The organism is Vulcaniibacterium tengchongense, assembly GCF_003814555.1.
Lineage (GTDB): Bacteria > Pseudomonadota > Gammaproteobacteria > Xanthomonadales > Xanthomonadaceae > Vulcaniibacterium > Vulcaniibacterium tengchongense.
Map to the genome: position 1 here is coordinate 1323900 of NZ_RKQN01000001.1, position 18642 is coordinate 1342541.

Annotated in this window: 16 protein-coding genes and 1 tRNA gene; 5 read left to right on the forward strand and 12 right to left on the reverse strand. The window is 73.4% G+C overall.

Annotation, left to right across the window (positions count from 1 at the left end):
* Positions 1-103: 103 nt before the first annotated feature.
* The 12 genes from hisF to hisS form a co-directional block, all read right to left on the reverse strand.
* Positions 104-880 carry an imidazole glycerol phosphate synthase subunit HisF gene (gene hisF / locus EDC50_RS05990; RefSeq protein WP_123769507.1) on the reverse strand — a complete coding sequence of 259 codons (777 nt, stop codon included), beginning with the start codon at positions 878-880 and terminating at the stop codon, positions 104-106.
* Positions 874-1650, reverse strand: coding sequence for a 1-(5-phosphoribosyl)-5-[(5-phosphoribosylamino)methylideneamino]imidazole-4-carboxamide isomerase (locus tag EDC50_RS05995; RefSeq protein ID WP_123769508.1), 777 nt, complete (start codon positions 1648-1650; stop codon positions 874-876). The genes hisF and EDC50_RS05995 overlap by 7 nt, the downstream gene beginning before the upstream one ends.
* Positions 1647-2246 (reverse strand): imidazole glycerol phosphate synthase subunit HisH, encoded by a 600-nt coding sequence (hisH, locus tag EDC50_RS06000; protein WP_199742097.1) that lies wholly within the window; start codon positions 2244-2246, stop codon positions 1647-1649. The genes EDC50_RS05995 and hisH overlap by 4 nt, the downstream gene beginning before the upstream one ends.
* A gap of 13 nt (positions 2247-2259) precedes the next feature.
* Positions 2260-3333, reverse strand: a complete 1074-nt coding sequence (gene hisB / locus EDC50_RS06005) for a bifunctional histidinol-phosphatase/imidazoleglycerol-phosphate dehydratase HisB (RefSeq protein WP_123769660.1) — start codon at positions 3331-3333, stop codon at positions 2260-2262.
* Between the two features lie 11 nt (positions 3334-3344).
* Positions 3345-4445: a histidinol-phosphate transaminase gene (hisC, locus tag EDC50_RS06010; RefSeq protein WP_123769510.1), complete on the reverse strand. Its 1101-nt coding sequence runs from the start codon at positions 4443-4445 to the stop codon at positions 3345-3347.
* On the reverse strand, positions 4442-5785 hold the full coding sequence (gene hisD / locus EDC50_RS06015) for a histidinol dehydrogenase (RefSeq protein ID WP_123769511.1): 1344 nt from the start codon (positions 5783-5785) through the stop codon (positions 4442-4444). The genes hisC and hisD overlap by 4 nt, the downstream gene beginning before the upstream one ends.
* The gene (gene hisG / locus EDC50_RS06020; RefSeq protein WP_123769512.1) at positions 5782-6696 is read right to left on the reverse strand and encodes an ATP phosphoribosyltransferase; all 915 of its coding nucleotides are present in this window, start codon (positions 6694-6696) and stop codon (positions 5782-5784) included. The genes hisD and hisG overlap by 4 nt, the downstream gene beginning before the upstream one ends.
* On the reverse strand, positions 6693-7046 hold the full coding sequence (locus EDC50_RS06025) for a YerC/YecD family TrpR-related protein (RefSeq protein ID WP_123769513.1): 354 nt from the start codon (positions 7044-7046) through the stop codon (positions 6693-6695). The genes hisG and EDC50_RS06025 overlap by 4 nt, the downstream gene beginning before the upstream one ends.
* Before the next feature lie 91 nt (positions 7047-7137).
* A complete protein-coding gene (locus EDC50_RS06030; RefSeq protein ID WP_123769514.1) occupies positions 7138-8055 on the reverse strand; it encodes a hypothetical protein in 918 nt (305 codons plus the stop codon).
* Positions 8042-8866, reverse strand: coding sequence for a hypothetical protein (locus tag EDC50_RS06035; RefSeq protein WP_158635653.1), 825 nt, complete (start codon positions 8864-8866; stop codon positions 8042-8044). The genes EDC50_RS06030 and EDC50_RS06035 overlap by 14 nt, the downstream gene beginning before the upstream one ends.
* Positions 8867-9009: 143 nt before the next feature.
* Positions 9010-10905 carry an HAL/PAL/TAL family ammonia-lyase gene (locus EDC50_RS06040; RefSeq protein WP_123769516.1) on the reverse strand — a complete coding sequence of 632 codons (1896 nt, stop codon included), beginning with the start codon at positions 10903-10905 and terminating at the stop codon, positions 9010-9012.
* A gap of 29 nt (positions 10906-10934) precedes the next feature.
* Positions 10935-12323 (reverse strand): histidine--tRNA ligase, encoded by a 1389-nt coding sequence (hisS, locus tag EDC50_RS06045; RefSeq protein ID WP_123769517.1) that lies wholly within the window; start codon positions 12321-12323, stop codon positions 10935-10937.
* A gap of 156 nt (positions 12324-12479) precedes the next feature.
* On the opposite strand from hisS, the gene EDC50_RS06050 reads away from it, so the two are divergent.
* The 5 genes from EDC50_RS06050 to pgaD all read left to right on the forward strand — a co-directional run bounded on the left by EDC50_RS06050 (position 12480) and on the right by pgaD (position 18552).
* Positions 12480-12556 (forward strand) — tRNA-Pro (locus tag EDC50_RS06050).
* Positions 12557-12905: 349 nt separating this feature from the next.
* Positions 12906-14936, forward strand: coding sequence for a poly-beta-1,6 N-acetyl-D-glucosamine export porin PgaA (gene pgaA / locus EDC50_RS06055; protein ID WP_123769518.1), 2031 nt, complete (start codon positions 12906-12908; stop codon positions 14934-14936).
* Between the two features lies 1 nt (position 14937).
* Entirely contained in the window at positions 14938-16806 is a 1869-nt protein-coding gene (gene pgaB / locus EDC50_RS06060; RefSeq protein ID WP_123769519.1) for a poly-beta-1,6-N-acetyl-D-glucosamine N-deacetylase PgaB, read from the forward strand.
* Positions 16807-16816: 10 nt separating this feature from the next.
* Positions 16817-18076, forward strand: coding sequence for a poly-beta-1,6-N-acetyl-D-glucosamine synthase (gene pgaC, locus EDC50_RS06065; protein WP_123769520.1), 1260 nt, complete (start codon positions 16817-16819; stop codon positions 18074-18076).
* Positions 18073-18552, forward strand: a complete 480-nt coding sequence (pgaD, locus tag EDC50_RS06070) for a poly-beta-1,6-N-acetyl-D-glucosamine biosynthesis protein PgaD (RefSeq protein WP_123769521.1) — start codon at positions 18073-18075, stop codon at positions 18550-18552. The genes pgaC and pgaD overlap by 4 nt, the downstream gene beginning before the upstream one ends.
* Positions 18553-18642 lie beyond the last annotated feature (90 nt).

The window sequence follows — 18642 nt, forward strand, 5'->3', positions numbered from 1 at the left end:
ACCGCCAGGCCGAACGCGGGCGGAGACACGCCCCCGGCGCCTGCCGATACCGGAGCGGATTGGCAAGCATCGGGGCTGCCGAGAATGGCGGACACGGACGTGGTCACGCCGCCTCCCGCACCGCTACGCCCGCCGCCGCCAGCGTGCGCTTGAGCTGTGGAATCGCCACCGCGCCGGAGTGGAACACGCTGGCCGCCAGCGCGCCGTCGGCATCGGCCTCGCGAAAGACCTCGACGAAGTGCGCGGCGGTACCGGCGCCGCCGGAGGCGATCAGCGGCACCGCGCAGGCCTCGCGTACCGCGCGCAGCTGCTCCAGGTCGTAGCCGCCGCGTACGCCATCGCTGCCCATGCAGTTGAGCACGATCTCGCCGGCGCCGCGCCGCTGCGCCTCCGCCGCCCAGTCGAGCGTGCGCCGCGGCAGCGCGCGGGTGCGCGCGGGGTCGCCGGTGTACTGGCGCACCCGCCACTGGCCGTCTTCGTCGCGCAGGCTGTCGATGCCGACCACCACGCATTGCACGCCGAAGGCCGCCGCCAGTTCCTCGATCAGCGCCGGCCGCTCCAGCGCCGGCGAGTTGATCGAGACCTTGTCCGCGCCGGCGTGCAGCACCGCGCGCGCGTCCTCCACCGAGCGGATCCCGCCGGCCACGCAGAACGGAATGTCGATCGCGCGCGCCACCCGCTCGACCCAGGCGCGGTCGACGCGACGGCCCTCGGGGCTGGCGGCGATGTCGTAGAACACCAGCTCGTCGGCGCCCTGCTCGCGATAGCGCAGCGCCAGTTCGACGATGTCGCCCATGTCGACGTGGTCGCGGAAGCGCACGCCCTTGACCACGCGGCCGCCGCGCACGTCCAGGCACGGGATGATGCGGCGGCTCAGCACGGCGCGGCCTCGCGCAGCGCGTCCCCGAGCGCGAAGCGTCCGTCGAGCAGGCCCTTGCCGAGCACCGCGCCGGCGCAGCCGGCCTTGCGCGCCGCGCGCACGTCGGCGACGTTGCGGACGCCACCGGAGGCCTGGATCGCCAGTCGCGGCGCCAGCGCATGCAGCTCGCGGTAAAGGCCGAGGTTGGGGCCGCCGAGCATGCCGTCGCGGGCGATGTCGGTGCACAGCAGGTGGCGCAGCCCGCCCCGCACGTAGTCCTGCACCAACGGGTGCAGGCGCACGCCGCTGTCCTCGGTCCAGCCGGCGGTGGGCAGACGCCATGCGCCCTCCGCATCCTGGCGCGCGTCGAGCGCGACGGTCAGGCGCTCGGCGCCGAAGCGATCGAGCCAGGCCAGCACGCGCTCCGGCGCGCGCACGGCGAGCGAGCCGACCACGACCCGCGCGGCGCCGGCGCCGAGGATCGCCGCGACGTCGTCCTCGCCGCGCACGCCGCCGCCGGTCTGCACCTGCAGCCCGGTCTCGGCGCGGATCGCCCGCAGCAGCGGCGCCAGGGTATAGCCGCCGGCACGCGCCGCATCGAGGTCGACCAGGTGCAGCCAGCGCGCGCCGGCCTGCGCGTAGCGCCGCGCCAGATCCAGCGGCGACTCGGGGTAGCGGGTCTCCTGCGCATAGTCGCCTTGGCGCAGGCGCACCACGCGGCCGTCGCGCACGTCGATCGCGGGATAGAGCTCGAACGCCGCGGTGGCGGCGGCTTCCACGATCGCGCTCATGCCAGCCGCTCCGACAGGAAGTTCTCGAGCAGGCGCGCGCCGACCGCCGCCGAGCGCTCCGGATGGAATTGCGCGCCCCAGCAGCGGCCGCGCCGCACCACCGCGGCGAAGGCCTCGCCGTGCTCGCTCGCCGCGAGCGTGTCCGCGCTCACCGGCGCGGCGTAGCCGTGGACGAAATAGGCCTGCGCGCCGTCGCCGATGCCGGCCAGCAGCGGGTCCTCGCGCCGCCGCGCCAGCGCGTTCCAGCCCATGTGCGGCACGCGCAGGCCGGGGCCGCCGGCGAGTTTGCGCACGCGGCCGGGCAGCAGGCCCAGGCACTCGGTCTCGCCCTCCTCCGAGGCTTCGAACAGCAGCTGCATGCCCAGGCAGATGCCGAGCAGCGGCTGGCGCAGGCCGCGCACCAATTCGACCAGCCCGAGCGCGCGCAGCCGCGCCATGCCGGCGGCGGCGGCGCCGACCCCGGGCAGGACCACGCGGTCGGCGGCGGCGATCTCGCCCGGGTCCGCGCTCAGGCGCGCCCGCACGCCGAGGCGTTCGAACGCGTAGCGCACCGAACCGATGTTGGCGCCGCCGGAATCGATCAGCACCACGTCCATCACGGCACGCCCATCACAGCCGGCCCTTGGTGCTGGGCAGCTCGCGCCCTTCGCGCCGGATCGCCTGGCGCAGCGCGCGCGCGACCGCCTTGAAGCAGGCCTCGACCCGGTGGTGGTCGTTCTCGCCCTCGACCTTCAAGTGCAGGTTCAACCCCGCGCTCTCGCACAGCGAGCGGAAGAAGTGCGGCACCAGCTCGGTCGGCAGGTCGCCGACGCGCTCGCGCGCGAAGCGCCCCTCGAACGCGAAGTACGGCCGCCCGGAGAAGTCGAGCGCGGCGCTGGCCAGGCATTCGTCCATCGGCAGCACGAAGCCGTAACGGCCGAGGCCGCGCTTGTCGCCCAGCGCCTCGCGCAGCGCCTGCCCCAGCGCCAGCGCGCTGTCCTCGACGGTGTGGTGCTCGTCGACGTGCAGGTCGCCGTCGCAGCGCAGTTCCAGGGCGAAGCCGCCGTGCTTGCCGAGCTGCTCGAGCATGTGGTCGAAGAAGCCCAGGCCGGTGGCGACGCGCGGCTCGGCCGCGGCGTCGAGGTTCACCGCCGCCTCGATCCGGGTCTCGCGCGTGTTGCGCACGACCCGCGCGGTGCGCGGCGCCTCGGTCAGCGCGCGGGCGATGCCGTCCCAGTCCCACTGCCCGCCAAACCGCGGCGTGCGCAGCTGGTAGGCGGCCACGCCGAGGTTGCGCGCGAAGGCGACGTCGGTCTCGCGGTCGCCGACCACCGCCGAGCGCGCCCAGTCGACGCCGCGGTCGCGCAGGTAGGGCAACGCCAGGCCGATGCCCGGCTTGCGCGTGGGCGCGTTGTCGGCCGGCAGGCTGGCGTCGATCAGCACGTCGCGGAACACGACGCCCTGGCTCTCGAACACCTGCAGCATCAGCCGGTGCGGGCCTTCGAAGTCCTCCTGCGGGAACGCCGGCGTGCCCAGGCCGTCCTGGTTGGTGACCATCACGAACTGGTAGCCGGCGTCGCGCAGGCGCAACAGCGCCGGGATCACGCCGCGGACGAAGCGCAGCTTCTCGTAGCGGTCGACCTGGAAGTCGGCCGGCTCCTCGATCAGGGTGCCGTCGCGGTCGACGAACAGGATCGGCGTCATCGGCGTCGCGCTCATGCCGCGGCTCCTGCCAGCGCCGCCAGCGCCGCGGCGTTCTGCGCCGGCGTGCCCAGGCTGATCCGCAGCGCGTCGCCGAGCGCGGGCGCGGCGCGCATGTCGCGCACCACCACGCCGGCGGCGAGCAGGCGCTCGAACGCGGCCTGGGCGTCGGCGAAACGCACCAGCAGGAAGTTCGCGCGCGAGGGATACACCCGGCGCACGCCGGGCAACGCGGCCAGGCGCGCGGCCAGCGCCTCGCGCTCGCGCACGGTCGCGCCGGCGCGCGCGGCGGTGGCGGCGCGCGCCGGGCGCGCGAGCGCGGCCAGGGCCTGCGCCACGCATGCGGCCGGCAGCGGATACGGCGCCTGGCAGCGGCGCAGCGCATCGACCAGGCCCGGCGCCGCGACCACGCAGCCGATCCGCGCCGCGGCCAGCGCATGCGCCTTCGACAGCGTGCGCAGCACCGCCAGATTGGGCTGCTCCGGAATCGCGTCCACCGCCGACGGCGCCTGGGCGAAGTCCAGATAGGCCTCGTCGACCACCACCAGGGCGCGGCCTTCGAGCCGGCGCGCCAGCGCGACGATGCCGTCCAGCGGCAGCAGCGTGCCCGACGGATTCCCCGGCGAGCACAGGAACACCAGCTTGACCGGCCGCGCCAGCGCCGCCGCGGCGACCGCGTCGAAATCGCAGGCGAAGCCCTCGACGGTGTCGCGCAGCGGCACGTCCACCACCGCGGTGCCGTGCAGGCGCGCGCTCACTGCGTACATGCCGAACGTGGGCGAAGTGACCAGGATCGCGTCGGCGCCGGGACGGCACAGCGCGCGCACCAGCAGGTCGATGCCCTCGTCGCTGCCGCGCCCGACCAGCAGCTCCTCCGGCGCGCAGCCGTACAGCTCGGCCAAGGCCGCGCGCAAGGCGGTCGGTTGCGGATCGGGATAGCGCCGCAGCGCGCCCTCGGCGTCGCCGGCGTTGGCCCACGGCGATTCGTTGGCGTTGAGCCAGATGCGGCCCTGCAACGCTTCGCTGCGCGCGGAGCGGTAGCCGGCGAAGTCGCGCAGGTCCTCGCGCAGCAGCGCGCAGGGATCGGCGCCGGCGCAGCGCGGGGCCGCGTTCATGCGCCCCTCCGCGCGGAGGCGGCGCGCAGCCGCAGCGCCACCGCCTCGCGGTGCGCGTGCAGGCCCTCGGCCTCGGCCAACTCGATCGCGCAGGGGCCGATCGCCGCCAGCCCGGCGGGCGAGACCTCCTGCACGGTGATCGCGACCTGGAAGCTGGCCACGTTCAGGCCGCCGACGAAGCGCGCCGCGCCGCTGGTCGGCAACACGTGGTTGGTGCCGCTGCAGTAGTCGCCCAGCGCCTCCGGGGCCCAGTCGCCCAGGAACACCGAGCCGGCCGCCGCCACCTTCGGCAACCACGCGCGCGCGTCGCGCAAGGCCAGGATCAGGTGCTCGGGCGCGTAGTCGTTGCTGATCGCCAGCGCCTGCTCGATCGAAGCGACCCGGATCGCGCTCGACGCGGCCAGCGCCCGCCGCGCGATGGCGGCGCGCGGCAGCGCCTCGAGCTGGCGCTCCAGTTCCCGGCCGACGCAGGCGATCAGCGCCGGCTCGTCGCTGAGCAGGAGCGCCTGCGAGTCCGGCCCGTGCTCGGCCTGGGACAGCAGGTCGGCGGCGACGAAGGCCGGATCCGCGCCGGCATCGGCGATCACCAGCACCTCCGACGGCCCGGCCGGCATGTCGATCGCCGCGCCGTCCTCGCGTTGCGCGATCTGCCGCTTGGCCTCGGTGACGTAGGCGTTGCCGGGCCCGAACAGCTTGTCGCACTTCGGCACCGAGGCGGTGCCGAACGCCATCGCCGCGATGGCCTGGGCGCCGCCCAGCTTGAACGCGCGCGCGATGCCGCAGCGGCGCGCGGCGTACAGCACCGCGGGATCGGCGCTGCCGTCGCCGCGCGGCGGCGTGCACAACGCGATCTGCGGGCAGCCGGCCAGCCGCGCCGGCACGCCCAGCATCAGCGCGGTCGACGGCAACGGCGCGGAGCCGGCCGGCACGTACAGCCCGACCCGGCGGATCGGCCGCAGCACGCGCTCGCAGCGCACCCCGGGCGCGGTGTCGAGCGCGTACGGCGCGCCCGCCCCCGCCTCGTGGAAGCGGGCGATGCGTTCGGCGGCCTCATCGATCGCGGCGCGCAGCGACGCCGGCAACGCGCGCTCGGCGGCGTCGAATTCCTCCGCGGACACCGCGAACGCCTCCGGGGCGAAGCCGTCGAAGCGCCGCGCCAGTTCGCGCAGCGCGGCGTCGCCGCCGCGGCGCACCTGCTCGAGGATCGCGCGCACCGCCGCGGCCGTCTCGGCCGAGCTCGCCTGCGCGGGGCGGCGCAGCGCCTGCGCGCGCTGCGCGGCGTCGAGCGAGTTCCAGTCGAGCACGTTCCACAGCGGCCGGTCCGAAAGCGCGGCGTTCATGCCAGCATGCCCTCCACCGGCAACACCATCAGCCCGCGCGCGCCGGCGCGCTTGAGCTCCTCCAGCCGTTGCCAGGTGACCGCGCCATGGCACAACGCCTGCAGCGCCAGGTCGTCCTCGCCCTGGTCCAGGCGCATCACCGTCGGCGACTCGGCGTCGGGCAGCAGGCTCAGCAGTTGCGGCAGCAGCCGGCGCGGCGCCTGGAACAGCAGCAGCTTGCTGTGGCGCACGCGCAGCGCGCCGTCGAGGCGGCGCAGCAACATCTCGGCCAGTTCGGCGCGCTCGGCCTCGAAGTCGCGCGCCGGGCCGGCGAGCACCGCCTCGCTTTCGAGCAGCGTCTGCACCGGCCTGAGCTGGTTCGCGGCCAGGGTCGCGCCGCTGGAGACCAGGTCGCAGATCAGGTCGGCCTGGCCGAGGCGCGGCGCGATCTCGACCGAGCCGGACAGCGTCACCACCTGCGCGGCGATGCCCTGCTCCTGCAGCCAGTTCGAAAGCAGCGCCGGGTAGCTGGTGGCGATGCGCCGGCCGGCCAGCTGCGCCGGGCCCCGCCAGTCCCAGCCGTCCGGCACCGCCAGCATCAGCCGGCAGCCGCCGAAGCCGAGCGGGCGCCATTCGCGGAACGCTTCGGCGCGGCCGTTCGCGGCGCGCTCGCCGGCCTGTTCGAGCAGCACGTTGCGGCCGACGATGCCGAGGTCGCAGACGCCGTCGGCGATCAGGCCCGGGATGTCGTCGTCGCGCACCAGCAGCAGGTCGATCGGCAGGGTCTCGCCGTAGCAGAACAGGCGGTCGCGGCTTTCGCGCCAGCTCAGGCCGCAGGACGCGAGCAGCGCGCGCGCCGGTTCGGACAGGCGGCCGGATTTCTGGATGGCGATGCGCAGGCGGTCGCGCGGCGCGCCGGTGAGGGGGCTCATGGTCGGGGCTCGCGGGGGGCGGCCGGGGCGGCCGCGGATGCGGGGGAAGCGGCCAGGCGGCCGCAGGCGGTGGCGTAGCCGCCGGCGCCGCGTTCGAGGGTGCGCGCGACCCGGCCGATCGTGGTCACGCTGACCTGGGTGCGGTCGTGGATCTCGCGGTACGGCACGCCCTGGCGCAGCAACGGCACCACGCGCCAGCGGTCGGTCATCGCCTCCAGTTCGGCGGGGGTGCACAGGTCCTCGAGGAAGGCGCGCACCTCCTCCGGCGTGCGCAGGGTCAACAGCGCCTGCGCCAGAGCGTCCATGGCCTCGGCGGAGACGTCTTTCGGGGGGCGGGGACGGCGCTTCATCTGCTCGAATGTATTAATGCGTTATCACATTAGAGCAAGCGGCGAAGCCCGCCGTCAACCCGGGCCAAAGGCGTTCGTTCGGTCGGAAGGTTCAGTCGCGGACGTAATGCCCGCGCGCCGGATCCCAGCGCAGCGCGGCGGCGGGGGTATCGGCCGTGACCGGGTGCAGGCGCAAGCGCGGCCACTCGCCGCCGGGGAGCACCCGCATCTCCCAGGCCGCACGCGACTCCGGGTGCTGGCGGGTGCCGTCCTCGTTCCATTCGCCGCCGAACATCTGGAAGCGGCTTCGCGCATAGCAGGCCACCGGCACCAGCCGGCCGTCGCGCGGTTCCAGCAGCACCTCGCCGTGGAAGCCGCCGCCGCCGCCGGCATAGCCTTCGGACCGCCGGACCGACGCCGCCAGCACGCGGTGTTGCGGCGACAGGCGCCGCCAGCGGAATTCGCCGGCGATGTCGGGATAGCCGCCCGCGGAATCCAGCTCGCCGCCTGCTTCCGGGTCGACGCAAGGCACGACGGCCCCGGCGCCGTCGGCAACCGCCGCGGCGGCGGTGCCCTCGGTCGGATCCGCCGTCTCGGCCAGGATGCGCACCGTCGGCAACGCGCCCTCGCCGGCGCCCTCGCGCCAGCCCAGCAGCGCGACCCGCGCGACCGACGGCTCCGGGCCCTGCTCCCGCAACGCATACGCATTGGCGTCCACGGCGACCACCGCCGCCTGCCGCGCGACCAGCACCCATTCCCCGTCGCCGCCCGCGACCGGATGCAGTTCGCCGACGGCGAAGTCGCCGAGCAGTTGCGTCGCGAGCAGGTCGGGGTCCAGCCCCGGCGGCGGCGCAGGCCGCGGGGTCTCGCGGTCGTGCAGCCCGGCCGTCGCCGCGGCGCCCCGGCGCCCGCACCGGCCGACCTCGTCGATCGAGGCCGCAACGCACTCCTCCGCGGCAAGCGCCGGGCCGGCGACGGCGGCCAGCAGCGCCGCCGCCAGCAACGACGCGAAACGATCACGGCACCGCATCGCTCGCCCTCCACTCGCGGCCGTCCGCCAGGATCAGCCGGTAGCGCGCCTCGCGATCCCAGCGCCGCAGCCATTCGCCCGCCGCCGCCGGATCGGCCAGGCGCAGGTAGCCGAGCGCCAGCGCGCGCTCGCCGCGCTCCAGGAACAGCCGCCCGAGCTCCAGGCTGAGTTCGCGCATCGCGGCGCGGTCCTCTTCGCCGGCGCCGCCCGCGTACAGCCCATCCAGCGCAAGCGGGATGTAGCGGCCGGTGCCGGCGCTGCTGAAGTGGCGCTTGTGCAGCTCCAGCATGCGCAGCCAGTCGCGCGCCGAGCCGCGCCGCAGCAGGGCGTACACCACGCCGTCGTGGACGCGGCCGGCATCCGGGTTCAGCGTGAGGATCAGTTCGGCCGCGCTGCGCACGTCGTGCCCCCGGGTCGAATCGCAAGCTTCGCCGTCGGCCAGCACGTACAGCGCGAGCGCCCGCTCCGGGTCGCGCTCGACGCCGCGTCCCTGCGCGTACAGCCCCGCCAGGCAGGCGCGCGCCTGCGCGACCATGCCCGCGTTGCCCCACCGCTCCGCTTCGCGCAGCAGGCGCGCCGCGTCGCGATCGCGCCCCTGCGCCATCCGGCATCGCCCCAGCTGGAGCGAAGCGAAGCCCTTGACGTCGCTGCCCGGCGCGGGTCGCGCCGGCAGATCGCGCAGCCGCTCCAGCGCCTCGCGCAGGTCCGGCTCGGCGCGCGCGCAGTTGTCCGCGCCGAAATCGACGCCTTGGCCGAGGAGCGCGTGGGCGCGGGAGAAGGCCGCTTGCGCCCGTACCACGGGCTCGGACAAGCCGCGCGACTCCTCGCGGACACGGAGCACGGCCTCGGCCGCGGATTCGCGTTCGCCGGCCTGCGCCGTCGCCGCCGCGCAAAGCAGGGCCAGCAACCCCTCACGCCATCGCATCGTTCGGCCTCCTTTCCGGAATCGCCGCATCAGCCGAGGCTGGCGCGCGCGGCTTCGAGCACCTTGCCGCTCGCGACCAGCCGCACCGCGGCCGCGACTTCCGCGTCCAGCGCCCTGTCGCGGTCGAGGAACGGGATCTCGGCGCGGATCGCCGCGTGCGCCGCGGCGACCATGCGGCCCGGCTGGAACGCCGGCGCCGCCGCCAGCTCCTGCCGCAGCCCCTCGACTTCGGCCAGGAAGCCGTCGCGGTCGCCGCCCTCGCCCGCCGGCCCACCGGCGATCTTGCCGGCGAGCGCGTTCGCGTCGGCGCGCCGCGCCAGGTCGCGCGCGGCGTTGATCATGTCCAGGCGCAGGTCGAGCGCCTGCGCCGCGGTATACAACTCCAGCGCCAGCACCTTGCCGAGGTCCTCGGCCATCGCCAGCACGTGGCGCGCCTCGTTGGCGCCCATCGAGACGTGGTCCTCGGCGTTCGCGCTGGTCGGAATCGAATAGACGCTGGCCGGGTGCGCGCGGCTGGCCAGGTCGTTGACGATCGCCGCGGCGGTGTACTGCACGATCATGTGGCCGGACTCGGTCGAATCCTCGTTGCCGATCAGGAACGCCGGCAGACCGTCGTTGGTGGCCGGGTCGACCAGCTTGTTGAGGCGGCGCTCGGAGATGCTCGCCAGCACCGGGATCGCCGCCTTCACGTAGCTCATCGCCAGCGCCAGCGGCATGCCGTGGAAATGGCCGGCGGAGATCACCTGCTCCTCGACGTGCTGCTTGCGCGCGTCGGGGAACACGATCGGGTTGTCGGTCAGCGCGTTGAGCTCGATCTCCAGCACCCGCGCCGCCTGCGCCACCGCGTCGCGCACCGCGCCGTGCACCTGCGGGATGCAGCGCAGCGAGTAGCTGTCCTGCGGCTGGTGCTTCTTGCCGCCGCGGAACGGACGGAAGCGCCGGTAGAACTTCTCGCGGCCGTGGCGCTGGCCGAACGGCACCCAGTCCCAGCCGATGTCGAAGCGCAGCGCCTGCGCCTCCGGCGTGTCCCAGCTGGACGGCAGCCACGGACGGAAGCGCGGCACCAGGTGGTACGGGATGTCGGCCAGGGTGGAGCCGGCGAGCATGCGGCGCAGGTTCGCCGCCACCTGCACCTGGCCCGGGTGCGGGCGCAGCGCGTGCACTTCCTCGGCGAACGCGCCGAGGCGGCCGGCGAAGGCGTCGAGGGTCATCGCCGCGGCGAGGTCGGCGGTGTCGAGCAGGTCCTCCAGCCTGGCCAGCGCGAGCACGCCGCAGGCCAGCATCTGCGCGGTGCCGTTGTTCAGCGCCAGGCCTTCCTTGTACGACAGCGTCACCGGCGCCAGGCCGGCGCGGCGCAGCGCCTCGCCGCCGGGCAGGCGCTGGCCCTGGTGGAAGGCTTCGCCGCCGCCGAGCAGCACGAGGGCCAGGTGCGACAGCGGCGCCAGGTCGCCGGAGGCGCCGACCGAGCCGAGCTGCGGCACCACCGGCACCACGCCGGCGTTGAGCAGCGCGGTCAGCGCCTGCAGGGTCTCGACGCGAATGCCCGAATGCCCGCGCATCAGCGTGTTGATGCGGATGCACAGCATCGCCCGCACGATCTCCGGCGCGAACGGCTCGCCGACGCAGACCGCGTGGGTCTCGATCAGGTTGCGCTGCAGTTCCGCGTGCAGGCTTCCGGCCGATGGCCGCGCGCCCGGCAGCTCCCCGCGCAGCCGATGCGCGCCGAGCAGGCGGTCGGCGTTGCTGCCGAAGCCGGTGGAGACCCCGTAGATCGGTTCTTCGCGCCGCACCTGCTCGGCCAGGAACTCGGCCGCGCGCGCCACCGCGGGCAGTTGCGCGGCGTCCAGTTCCACCTGCGCGCCGTAGGCCACGTCCACCAGTTGCGCGCGGGTCAGCGAGCGGCCGTCGAGTCGGATCGGTTTCATGTCGTTCTTTCGTGGTATGGGTTGCCGCTTCAGCGCTTCGGCAACGCGCGCGCCTGCTCCAGCTCCACCTTCAGGGCGCCGGCCAGCTCTTCGCGCGCGAGCTCGAACTGCTCCTCGCGCGCCAGGTCCTTGACCGCGACCACGCCGCGCGCGCGCTCGTCCTCGCCGGCCAGGACCACGAAGCGGATGCCCGCGCGCGCCGCGTACTGGAACTGCTTGCCGAGCTTGCGCGGCTCCATCTGCACCTCGGTGTTGATGCCGGCCGCGCGCAGGCGGCGGGCGATCTCCAGCGCGTCGGGCAGCGAGCCCTCGTCCATCAGCGCGACCATCGCCTGCACCGTGCTTTCGGCGGCGCCGACCAGCCCGGCCTCGCGCAGCTGCCAGAACAGCCGGGTCAGGCCGATCGAGATGCCCACGCCGGGCAGCTTCGACTTGGTGTAGTGGCTGGCCAGGTCGTCGTAGCGCCCGCCGGAGCAGATCGAGCCGATCTGCGGGTAGTCGTTCAGCGTGGTCTCGTAGACCGTGCCGGTGTAGTAGTCCAGGCCGCGCGCGATCGAGAAGTTCAGCGCGTAGGCGGACTCGGGCACGCCGAGCGCGCGGACCAGCTCCAGCACCTCGCGCAGTTCGGCCGCGCCTTCGCGCAGGGCCTGGTTGTCGCCGGCGAGCGCGTCGAGCCGCGCCAGGGCGTCGGCGTGCGAGGTCGAACGCACCTTGACGAAATCGAGGATCCTCGCGACCGCGTCCGCGGACAGGCCGAAACCCTCGCCGGCGAGGGTCTGCCGCACGTAGTCCTCGCCGCGCTTGTCGAGCTTGTCCACCTCGCGCAGCACCAGCGCCTGCAGCGCCGGCTCGGCCACGCCCTGGGCCTGGAAGAAGCCGCGCATCAGCTTGCGGTTGTTGAGCTGGATGGTGAACGCGCCGATGTCGAGCTCGGAGAACACCGCGTGGATCACCGCCGGCAGCTCGGCGTCGAAGCGGGTCGACAGCGCGTCCTTGCCGATCACGTCGATGTCGCACTGGTAGAACTCGCGGAAGCGGCCGCGCTGCTGGCGCTCGCCGCGGTACACGCGCTGCATCTGGTAGCGGCGGAACGGGAACGCCAGCTCGTGCTCGTGCTCGGCGACGTAGCGCGCCAGCGGCACGGTCAGGTCGAAGCGCAACGCCAGTTCCGGCGGGCCGCCCTCGCCCTGCGCGGCCTTCTCCAGCGCGCCGGTGGACTGGACGAAATACACCTGGCGCTCGGTCTCGCCGCCGGTCTTGGTCAGCAGGACCTCGGACAGCTCCATCACCGGCGTTTCCACCGGCAGGAAGCCGAAACGTTCGAAGTTGCGCCGGATCGTGTCCAGCATGCGCTGGAAGGCGATCTGGTCGGCGGGCAGCAATTCCAGGACCCCGGGCGGGGTGCGCGGCTTGATCAAGCGGGGACTCCGGTACGGCGGGCCGCGCTGCGGCCCGATGCGGTGACAACCGCTACAGTGTAGCCGCAGCGTCCATTCCGGCCCCATCGCAAGCGAACGGATGCACGCGCCCTCTTGCGCATGCCGCGGTCGACTGACTAGAATTTGCGGCTCAGTCGGGGTGTAGCTCAGCCTGGTAGAGCGCTACGTTCGGGACGTAGAAGTCGCAGGTTCAAATCCTGTCTCCCCGACCAACCCATTCGCACCGTCGATCGCCCAAGCGGTCGATGGCGGCATCCGAAACCGGCGCCCAGGCGCCGGTTTTTTTTCGCCCTTCGCCCTCCCGCTGCTCTCGCGCGGCGCCCGCCCCGCCTGCTTGTCGTTCGTCGCGATCTTCGCGCCGTTCCGCCCATCGCACGGCGAGGCGCGAGCGATCCATCCCGCCCCCCCGAAGCCGACCCGGCACCGGCCAGGCAGCATTCCATTTATGTAGGCACCGGGCCGTACTCCGGGTTTCTGGCATGGTCTTTGCGTACGATCACCTCGCAAAGTGTGATATTTTTCTCACTTTAACGATTCCTTTCCGGAACACGGATCGTCTCCATGCCCGCTCCCCCACGTCTCGCCCTGCCCCTGGCCGTCGCCCTGGGGCTGGCCTCCGCGCCGAGCGCAGCCGCCGAACCTGCTGCCGCGCCGTCCCTGCAGCAGATCCAAGCCCTCCGCGCGGAACGCGACTGGCTGGGCGCGCTGGCGCTGGTCGAGCGCGCGCGCGCCGCGCGCCCGGACGACGCCGAGCTCTACCGCGTGCGGACCCTCACCCTGCTGGACATCGGCGCCAGCTACCGCGCCTGGACGCTGTACCGCGCCCGGCCGGAGCTGTTCGACGACGCGCAGGCGCGGCGCCTGGAGTCGGCGCGCCTGGCCCGGCTGATCGCCTGGGGCGGGCTGTACGCCGAGAGCGACGAGGCGCGCGCGCAGGAGACGGGCCTGGCCCGGCAGGCCCTCGACGAGTACCAGGGCAAGCGCGGCGCCGGCGAGCGCCACGCCGACCTGCGCACCCGTTTCGACGAACTGGTGCTGCTCAACCGGACCGAGCGCCACGCCGAGGCGATCGCGGGCTACCGCGCCCTGCAGGCGGAAGGCGTCGAGGTGCCGCCGTACGCGCTGGCGCGGGTCGCCGAATCGCTGCTGGCCGAGCGCCACCCGGACGAGGCGGCGAGGCTGCTCGAGCGGGTGTCGCGCGAGTATCCGGAAGACTGGGACGCCCGGCTGCTGCTGGCCTACGCCTATTCCGAAGGCGAGAACTTCGCCGCCGCCGAGGCGCATCTGGAACAGCTGCGCGCGCAGGAGCCGCCGTTCCTGCGCGCCCCCGGCGCGCGACTGAGCCATCCGAACCAGCGCCGCTACGACGTCGACAGCAACCTGGCCCTGCTGCACCTGTACGGCCAGGACACCGCCGGCGCGCAGGCACAGCTCGAGGCCATGGCCGCGCTCGGCCCGAACAATGCCGGGCTGCAGGCCTACGTCGGCGAGGTCTACCGCGCGCGCGGCTGGAGCGAACGCGCGCTCGAACGCTTCCGCATCGCCTCGACCCTGGAGCCGGAGCACGTCGGGGCCCGGCTCGGCCAGATCGGCGCGTTGCTCGACCTGGACCGCGTCGACCTGGCCCGTCCGCTGCACGACCGGCTGCTGGCCACGCGCCCCGGCAACGTCCAGGTGCGGCGGATGGCGGAAGGCTGGGACAGCCGGGTCGGCTGGCAATGGCAGTTCGACGCCGCCACCGGCCGCAGCGACGGCGACGCCTCGCCGTTCGGCAGCCGCGACGGCGAATACCGTCTCGCGGTCCAGAGCCCGCTGCTGGCGGACCGCTGGCGCCTGACCGCGTCGACGCAGGACGCCTGGGCCGACTACGAGGATGCGCGCGTGCACGACCGCCGCGCCGGCGCCGGTGTCTCGTACGCGTTCGACCGGCTGCAGGCCGAGGCCGGGGTGGAGCGCGCGCTGGACGACTGGGCGAGCGACGACACCGGCTACTACCTGACCGCGCGCTGGCGCCTCGCCGACGCCTGGAGCGCCCGCGCAGGCTGGCATGCCCTGACTCCCGACGCCTCGCTGCAGGCGCGCCGCGCCGGCATCACCGCCGACGGCCTGAGCGTGGGCGTGAGCTGGCGGCCATCGGACCACGCCCTGCTCGACGCGGGCTACCGGCAGCTGCGCTACGACGACGGAAACCGACGCGATGCGTTCACGATCGACGCCGAACGTCGGTTCCTGACCCGGCCGCACCTGCGGGTGGACGGCCTTGCCGGCCTCTACGCCAGCCGCGGCAGCGACGACGACGTGCCCTACTTCAATCCGAGCCGGGACGCTTCGCTGCGGCTCGGCGCGCGCCTGGACCACATCGCCTGGCGCCGCTACGACCGCCACCTGCGCCAGCGCGTGACGGTCGCCGCCGGCCCGTACCGGCAGGAGGGTTACGGCAGCGCCTGGGTGCCGGAACTGCGTTACGAGCACGAATGGAAGTTCGGCGTCGGCCGGGTGCTGCAGTACGGGGTGAGCTGGTCGCGGCCGGTGTACGACGGCGCGCGCGAGCGGCGCCTGGGTTTCGATCTCGCGTTCCGTTGGGGGGAGTGACATGAGCCGTCGCGCAATCTTCGTTCTGACGCATGCGCTGGCGCTGCTCCTGGCGGTGTTCGCCGCGCCCGCGGCGGCGTCCGGACTGCTGGTGCTGAGCTACCACGACGTCCGCGACGACGTCGCCCGCAAGGGCGATGCGGACCTGTACGCGGTGTCGACGCAGAACTTCGCCGCACATCTGGACTGGCTGGCCGGGCACGGCTACCGGCCGGTGTCGCTGGACGACGTGATCGCCGCCTCGCGCGGCGAGCGCACACTGCCCGACAAGGCCGTGCTGCTGACCTTCGACGACGGCTTGCGCAGCGTCTACACCAGGGTCTTTCCGCTGCTGCGCGCCTACGGCTATCCGGCCCTGGTCGCGGTGGTGACCGACTGGGTCGACCTGCCCCCGGGCCGCACGATCGACTACGGGCCCCGCCCGTTCGACCGCGACGACTTCCTGACCTGGGAGCAGCTGCGCGAGATGCAGGCCTCGGGGCTGGTCGAGGTCGCCTCGCACAGCCACGACCTGCACCACGGCGTGAACGCCAACCCGCAGGGCAACACCACGCCGGCGGCGGTGACCCGCATCTACGACCCGCAACGGCGACGCTACGAAAGCGAGGCCGAATACCTGGCGCGCATCCGCCGGGACCTGGCCACCAGCGCGGGCACGATCGAGCGCGAGCTCGGCCGCCGCCCGCGCGCGATGGTGTGGCCGTACGCCGCCTACAGCAGCCAGACCAACCGCATCGCCGACGAACTCGGCATGCGGGTGACCTTCGACCTGGAGGGCCGCAGCCAGAAGGTCACCGGCGACCTGCACGGCCTCGCCCGCCTGCTGTTGATGGACAACCCGAACGTCGGCGACCTCGCTTACGAACTGCGCCACGACGAGGAACTGGAAGGCCTGCGCGGGCTGCAGATCGACCTGGACTACGTCTACGACCCCGACCCGGAGCAGGCCGCGCGCAACCTCGACAAGCTGGTCGAGCGCGTCAAGCAGATCGGCCCCACCCACGTGTTCCTGCAAGCCTTCGCCGACCCGGACGGCAACGGCTCGGCGGACGCGCTGTATTTCCCCAACCGCCACCTGCCGATGCGCGCGGACCTGTTCAACCGCGTGGCCTGGCAGCTGCGCACGCGCGCCGAGGTGAAGGTGTTCGCCTGGCTGCCGGTGCTCGGCTTCGAGCTGCCCGACCCGGCGCAGCGGCAGGAACTCGCCATCCACAGCCGCAACCCGGCCGAGACCTTCCGCCTCGATCCGTTCAAGCCGCAGACGCGCCGCATCGTGTCCGAGATCTACGAGGACCTGGCGGTCAACAGCTACATCGAGGGCCTGCTGTTCCACGACGATGCGCTGCTGCGCGAGGACGAACTGGTCGGCGTCGCCCCGGCCACGCCCACGGCGCGCACCCAGGCGCTGATCGACTTCACCCTGGAGCTGCACCGCGCCGCGGGCAAGTGGCGGCCGAAGCTGGTCACGGTGCGCAACCTGTTCGCCGCGCCGGTGCTGCAGCCCGGGAGCGAGGCCTGGTTCGCCCAGCGCCTGGATGCGTTCAACCGCGCCTACGACTACACCGCGGTGATGGCGATGCCGTGGATGGAAGGCAGCCGCGAACCCCAGGCCTGGCTGGACCGCCTGCTCGAGGAAGTCGCCCGCTCGCCCGACGGATTGGCGCGCACGGTGTTCGAGCTGCAGACCGTGGACTGGCGCACCGACAGGCCGATCCCGACCGAACGGCTGAAGGCGCAGGTCCGCCGGCTGCTCGCGCGGGGCGCTCGCCACGTCGCCTGGTACCCGGACAACTTCATCGACGACGTGCCCCCGCTGCGCGACGCGCGCGAGGCGATCTCGGCGCGCTCCTTCCCCTACATCGAGCGTTGAGGCTCCCGCCATGGAATTCGCGCTGGATTACCCCCTGCACTACCTGTTCGCGTTCGCCTTCTTCTACCCGATCGTGATGTCGTTCTTCTGGGTCTCCGGCGGGCTGTACTACTACTGGCGGCGGGAACGCAAGGCCCGCCCGCGCACCGAACCGCCGCCGTTGGAGCATGCGCCGATGGCCTCCATCCTGATCCCCTGCTTCAACGAGGGCGAACAGGTCGAGGACACCGTCGCCGCGGCGCTGGCCCAGCGCTACCCGCACTTCGAGGTGATCGCGATCGACGACGGCAGCCGCGACGACACCGCGGAGAAGCTGGAAGCGCTGGCGGCGAAACACGAGCGCCTGCGCGTGCTGCGCCTGGACCGCAACATGGGCAAGGCCAACGCCTTGCGCATGGGCGCCCTGGCCGCCCGATCGGAGTACCTGGTCTGCATCGACGGCGATGCGCTGCTGGACGAATACGCCACCCACTGGATGGTCTGGCACCTGACCTCCGGTCCCCGGGTCGGCGCCGTCACCGGCAATCCGCGCATCCGCAACCGCTCGACCCTCCTGGGCCGCATGCAGGTCGGCGAGTTCTCGTCGATCATCGGCATGATCAAGCGCGCCCAGCGCGTCTACGGGCGCCTGTTCACCGTGTCCGGCGTGATCAGCGCGTTCCGCCGCACCGCGCTGCACCGGATCGGTTACTGGTCGGACGACATGGTGACCGAGGACATCGACATCAGCTGGCGCCTGCAGCTGGACCACTGGGACATCCGCTACGAGCCCAACGCGCTGTGCCTGATCCTGATGCCCGAGACGCTGCGCGGCCTGTGGCGCCAGCGCCTGCGCTGGGCCCAGGGCGGCGTCGAGGTGATGCGGCGCTACGCCGCCGACATGCTGGCGTGGCGCAAGCGGCGGATGTGGGGCGTGGTGCTGGAGTACCTGCTCAGCGTGGCCTGGGCCTACACCATGCTGCTGATCGTGGTGCTGTGGGCGCTTGGCCTGTTCGTCGCCCTGCCGCCGGCGCTCCACGTCGAGACGCTGCTGCCGCGCTGGCACGGCGTGATCCTGGCGCTGGTGTGCCTGCTGCAATTCGCCGCCAGCATGATCATCGACCGCCGCTACGAGACCCGCGTCGGCCGCAACTACTACTGGATGATCTGGTACCCGATGGCCTACTGGCTCGTCGGTTGGGCGACCACCGTCGTCGCGCTGCCGAAGGCCCTGCTCAAGCCGCGCAATGCCCGGGCCGTGTGGGTGAGCCCGGACAGGGGGATCCGATGAAATACGATTCGCGCGTGATTTCCAGGCCGCAGGCGCAGCCGCTGGTGGCGCGCACGCTCTGGGGCCTGGTGACGGCGGCGTTCTGGGCGCTGTACCTGTACCTGTGGCTGCCGCTGGTGACGCTGCTGCTGTGGCTGCTCGGCATCCGCGTGGCGGTGCTGGAACTCTACCTGCGCGAACACCGGCTGGAACCGTTCCTGCTGTTGTCGCTGCCGCTGCTGGCGGTGATCGCGGCCTGCGTGCTCACCGGCTGGGCCGAGCTGAACCGCTGGCGCTTCGCCGGGCGCGACAAGCGCTCGCCGACGCCGCCGGTGCGGCTGGAGCAGATCGCCGCCGCGCTCGGCGCCAGCATGCCGCTGGCGCAGGCGCTGCAGCAGGGCAAGGTGATGACGCTGGAAATGACCGACGAAGCGGTGCCGCGCACGGTGCGCGAGGCGGTGCGTCCGTCCGCCGCCGTCGAGGCGACGGTGGCCTGACCGAGAAGGGGCGAGCGGGCCTCATGCGGCTCGCGCCGCTCGCCGCCCCGTCCGGATGCCGCCGACCGCCACGCTCCTCGTTCTCCACGG

Coding starts and splice junctions, on each gene's coding strand:
- EDC50_RS05995 (WP_123769508.1), bottom strand. CDS start 1,650: ATGAGCGCGATCGTGGAAGCCGCCGCCACCGCGGCGTTCGAGCTCTAT.
- hisH (WP_199742097.1), bottom strand. CDS start 2,246: ATGGACGTGGTGCTGATCGATTCCGGCGGCGCCAACATCGGTTCGGTG.
- hisB (WP_123769660.1), bottom strand. CDS start 3,333: ATGACGCCGATCCTGTTCGTCGACCGCGACGGCACCCTGATCGAGGAG.
- hisC (WP_123769510.1), bottom strand. CDS start 4,445: ATGAACGCGGCCCCGCGCTGCGCCGGCGCCGATCCCTGCGCGCTGCTG.
- hisD (WP_123769511.1), bottom strand. CDS start 5,785: ATGAACGCCGCGCTTTCGGACCGGCCGCTGTGGAACGTGCTCGACTGG.
- hisG (WP_123769512.1), bottom strand. CDS start 6,696: ATGAGCCCCCTCACCGGCGCGCCGCGCGACCGCCTGCGCATCGCCATC.
- EDC50_RS06025 (WP_123769513.1), bottom strand. CDS start 7,046: ATGAAGCGCCGTCCCCGCCCCCCGAAAGACGTCTCCGCCGAGGCCATG.
- EDC50_RS06030 (WP_123769514.1), bottom strand. CDS start 8,055: ATGCGGTGCCGTGATCGTTTCGCGTCGTTGCTGGCGGCGGCGCTGCTG.
- EDC50_RS06040 (WP_123769516.1), bottom strand. CDS start 10,905: ATGAAACCGATCCGACTCGACGGCCGCTCGCTGACCCGCGCGCAACTG.
- pgaA (WP_123769518.1), top strand. CDS start 12,906: ATGCCCGCTCCCCCACGTCTCGCCCTGCCCCTGGCCGTCGCCCTGGGG.
- pgaB (WP_123769519.1), top strand. CDS start 14,938: ATGAGCCGTCGCGCAATCTTCGTTCTGACGCATGCGCTGGCGCTGCTC.
- pgaC (WP_123769520.1), top strand. CDS start 16,817: ATGGAATTCGCGCTGGATTACCCCCTGCACTACCTGTTCGCGTTCGCC.
- pgaD (WP_123769521.1), top strand. CDS start 18,073: ATGAAATACGATTCGCGCGTGATTTCCAGGCCGCAGGCGCAGCCGCTG.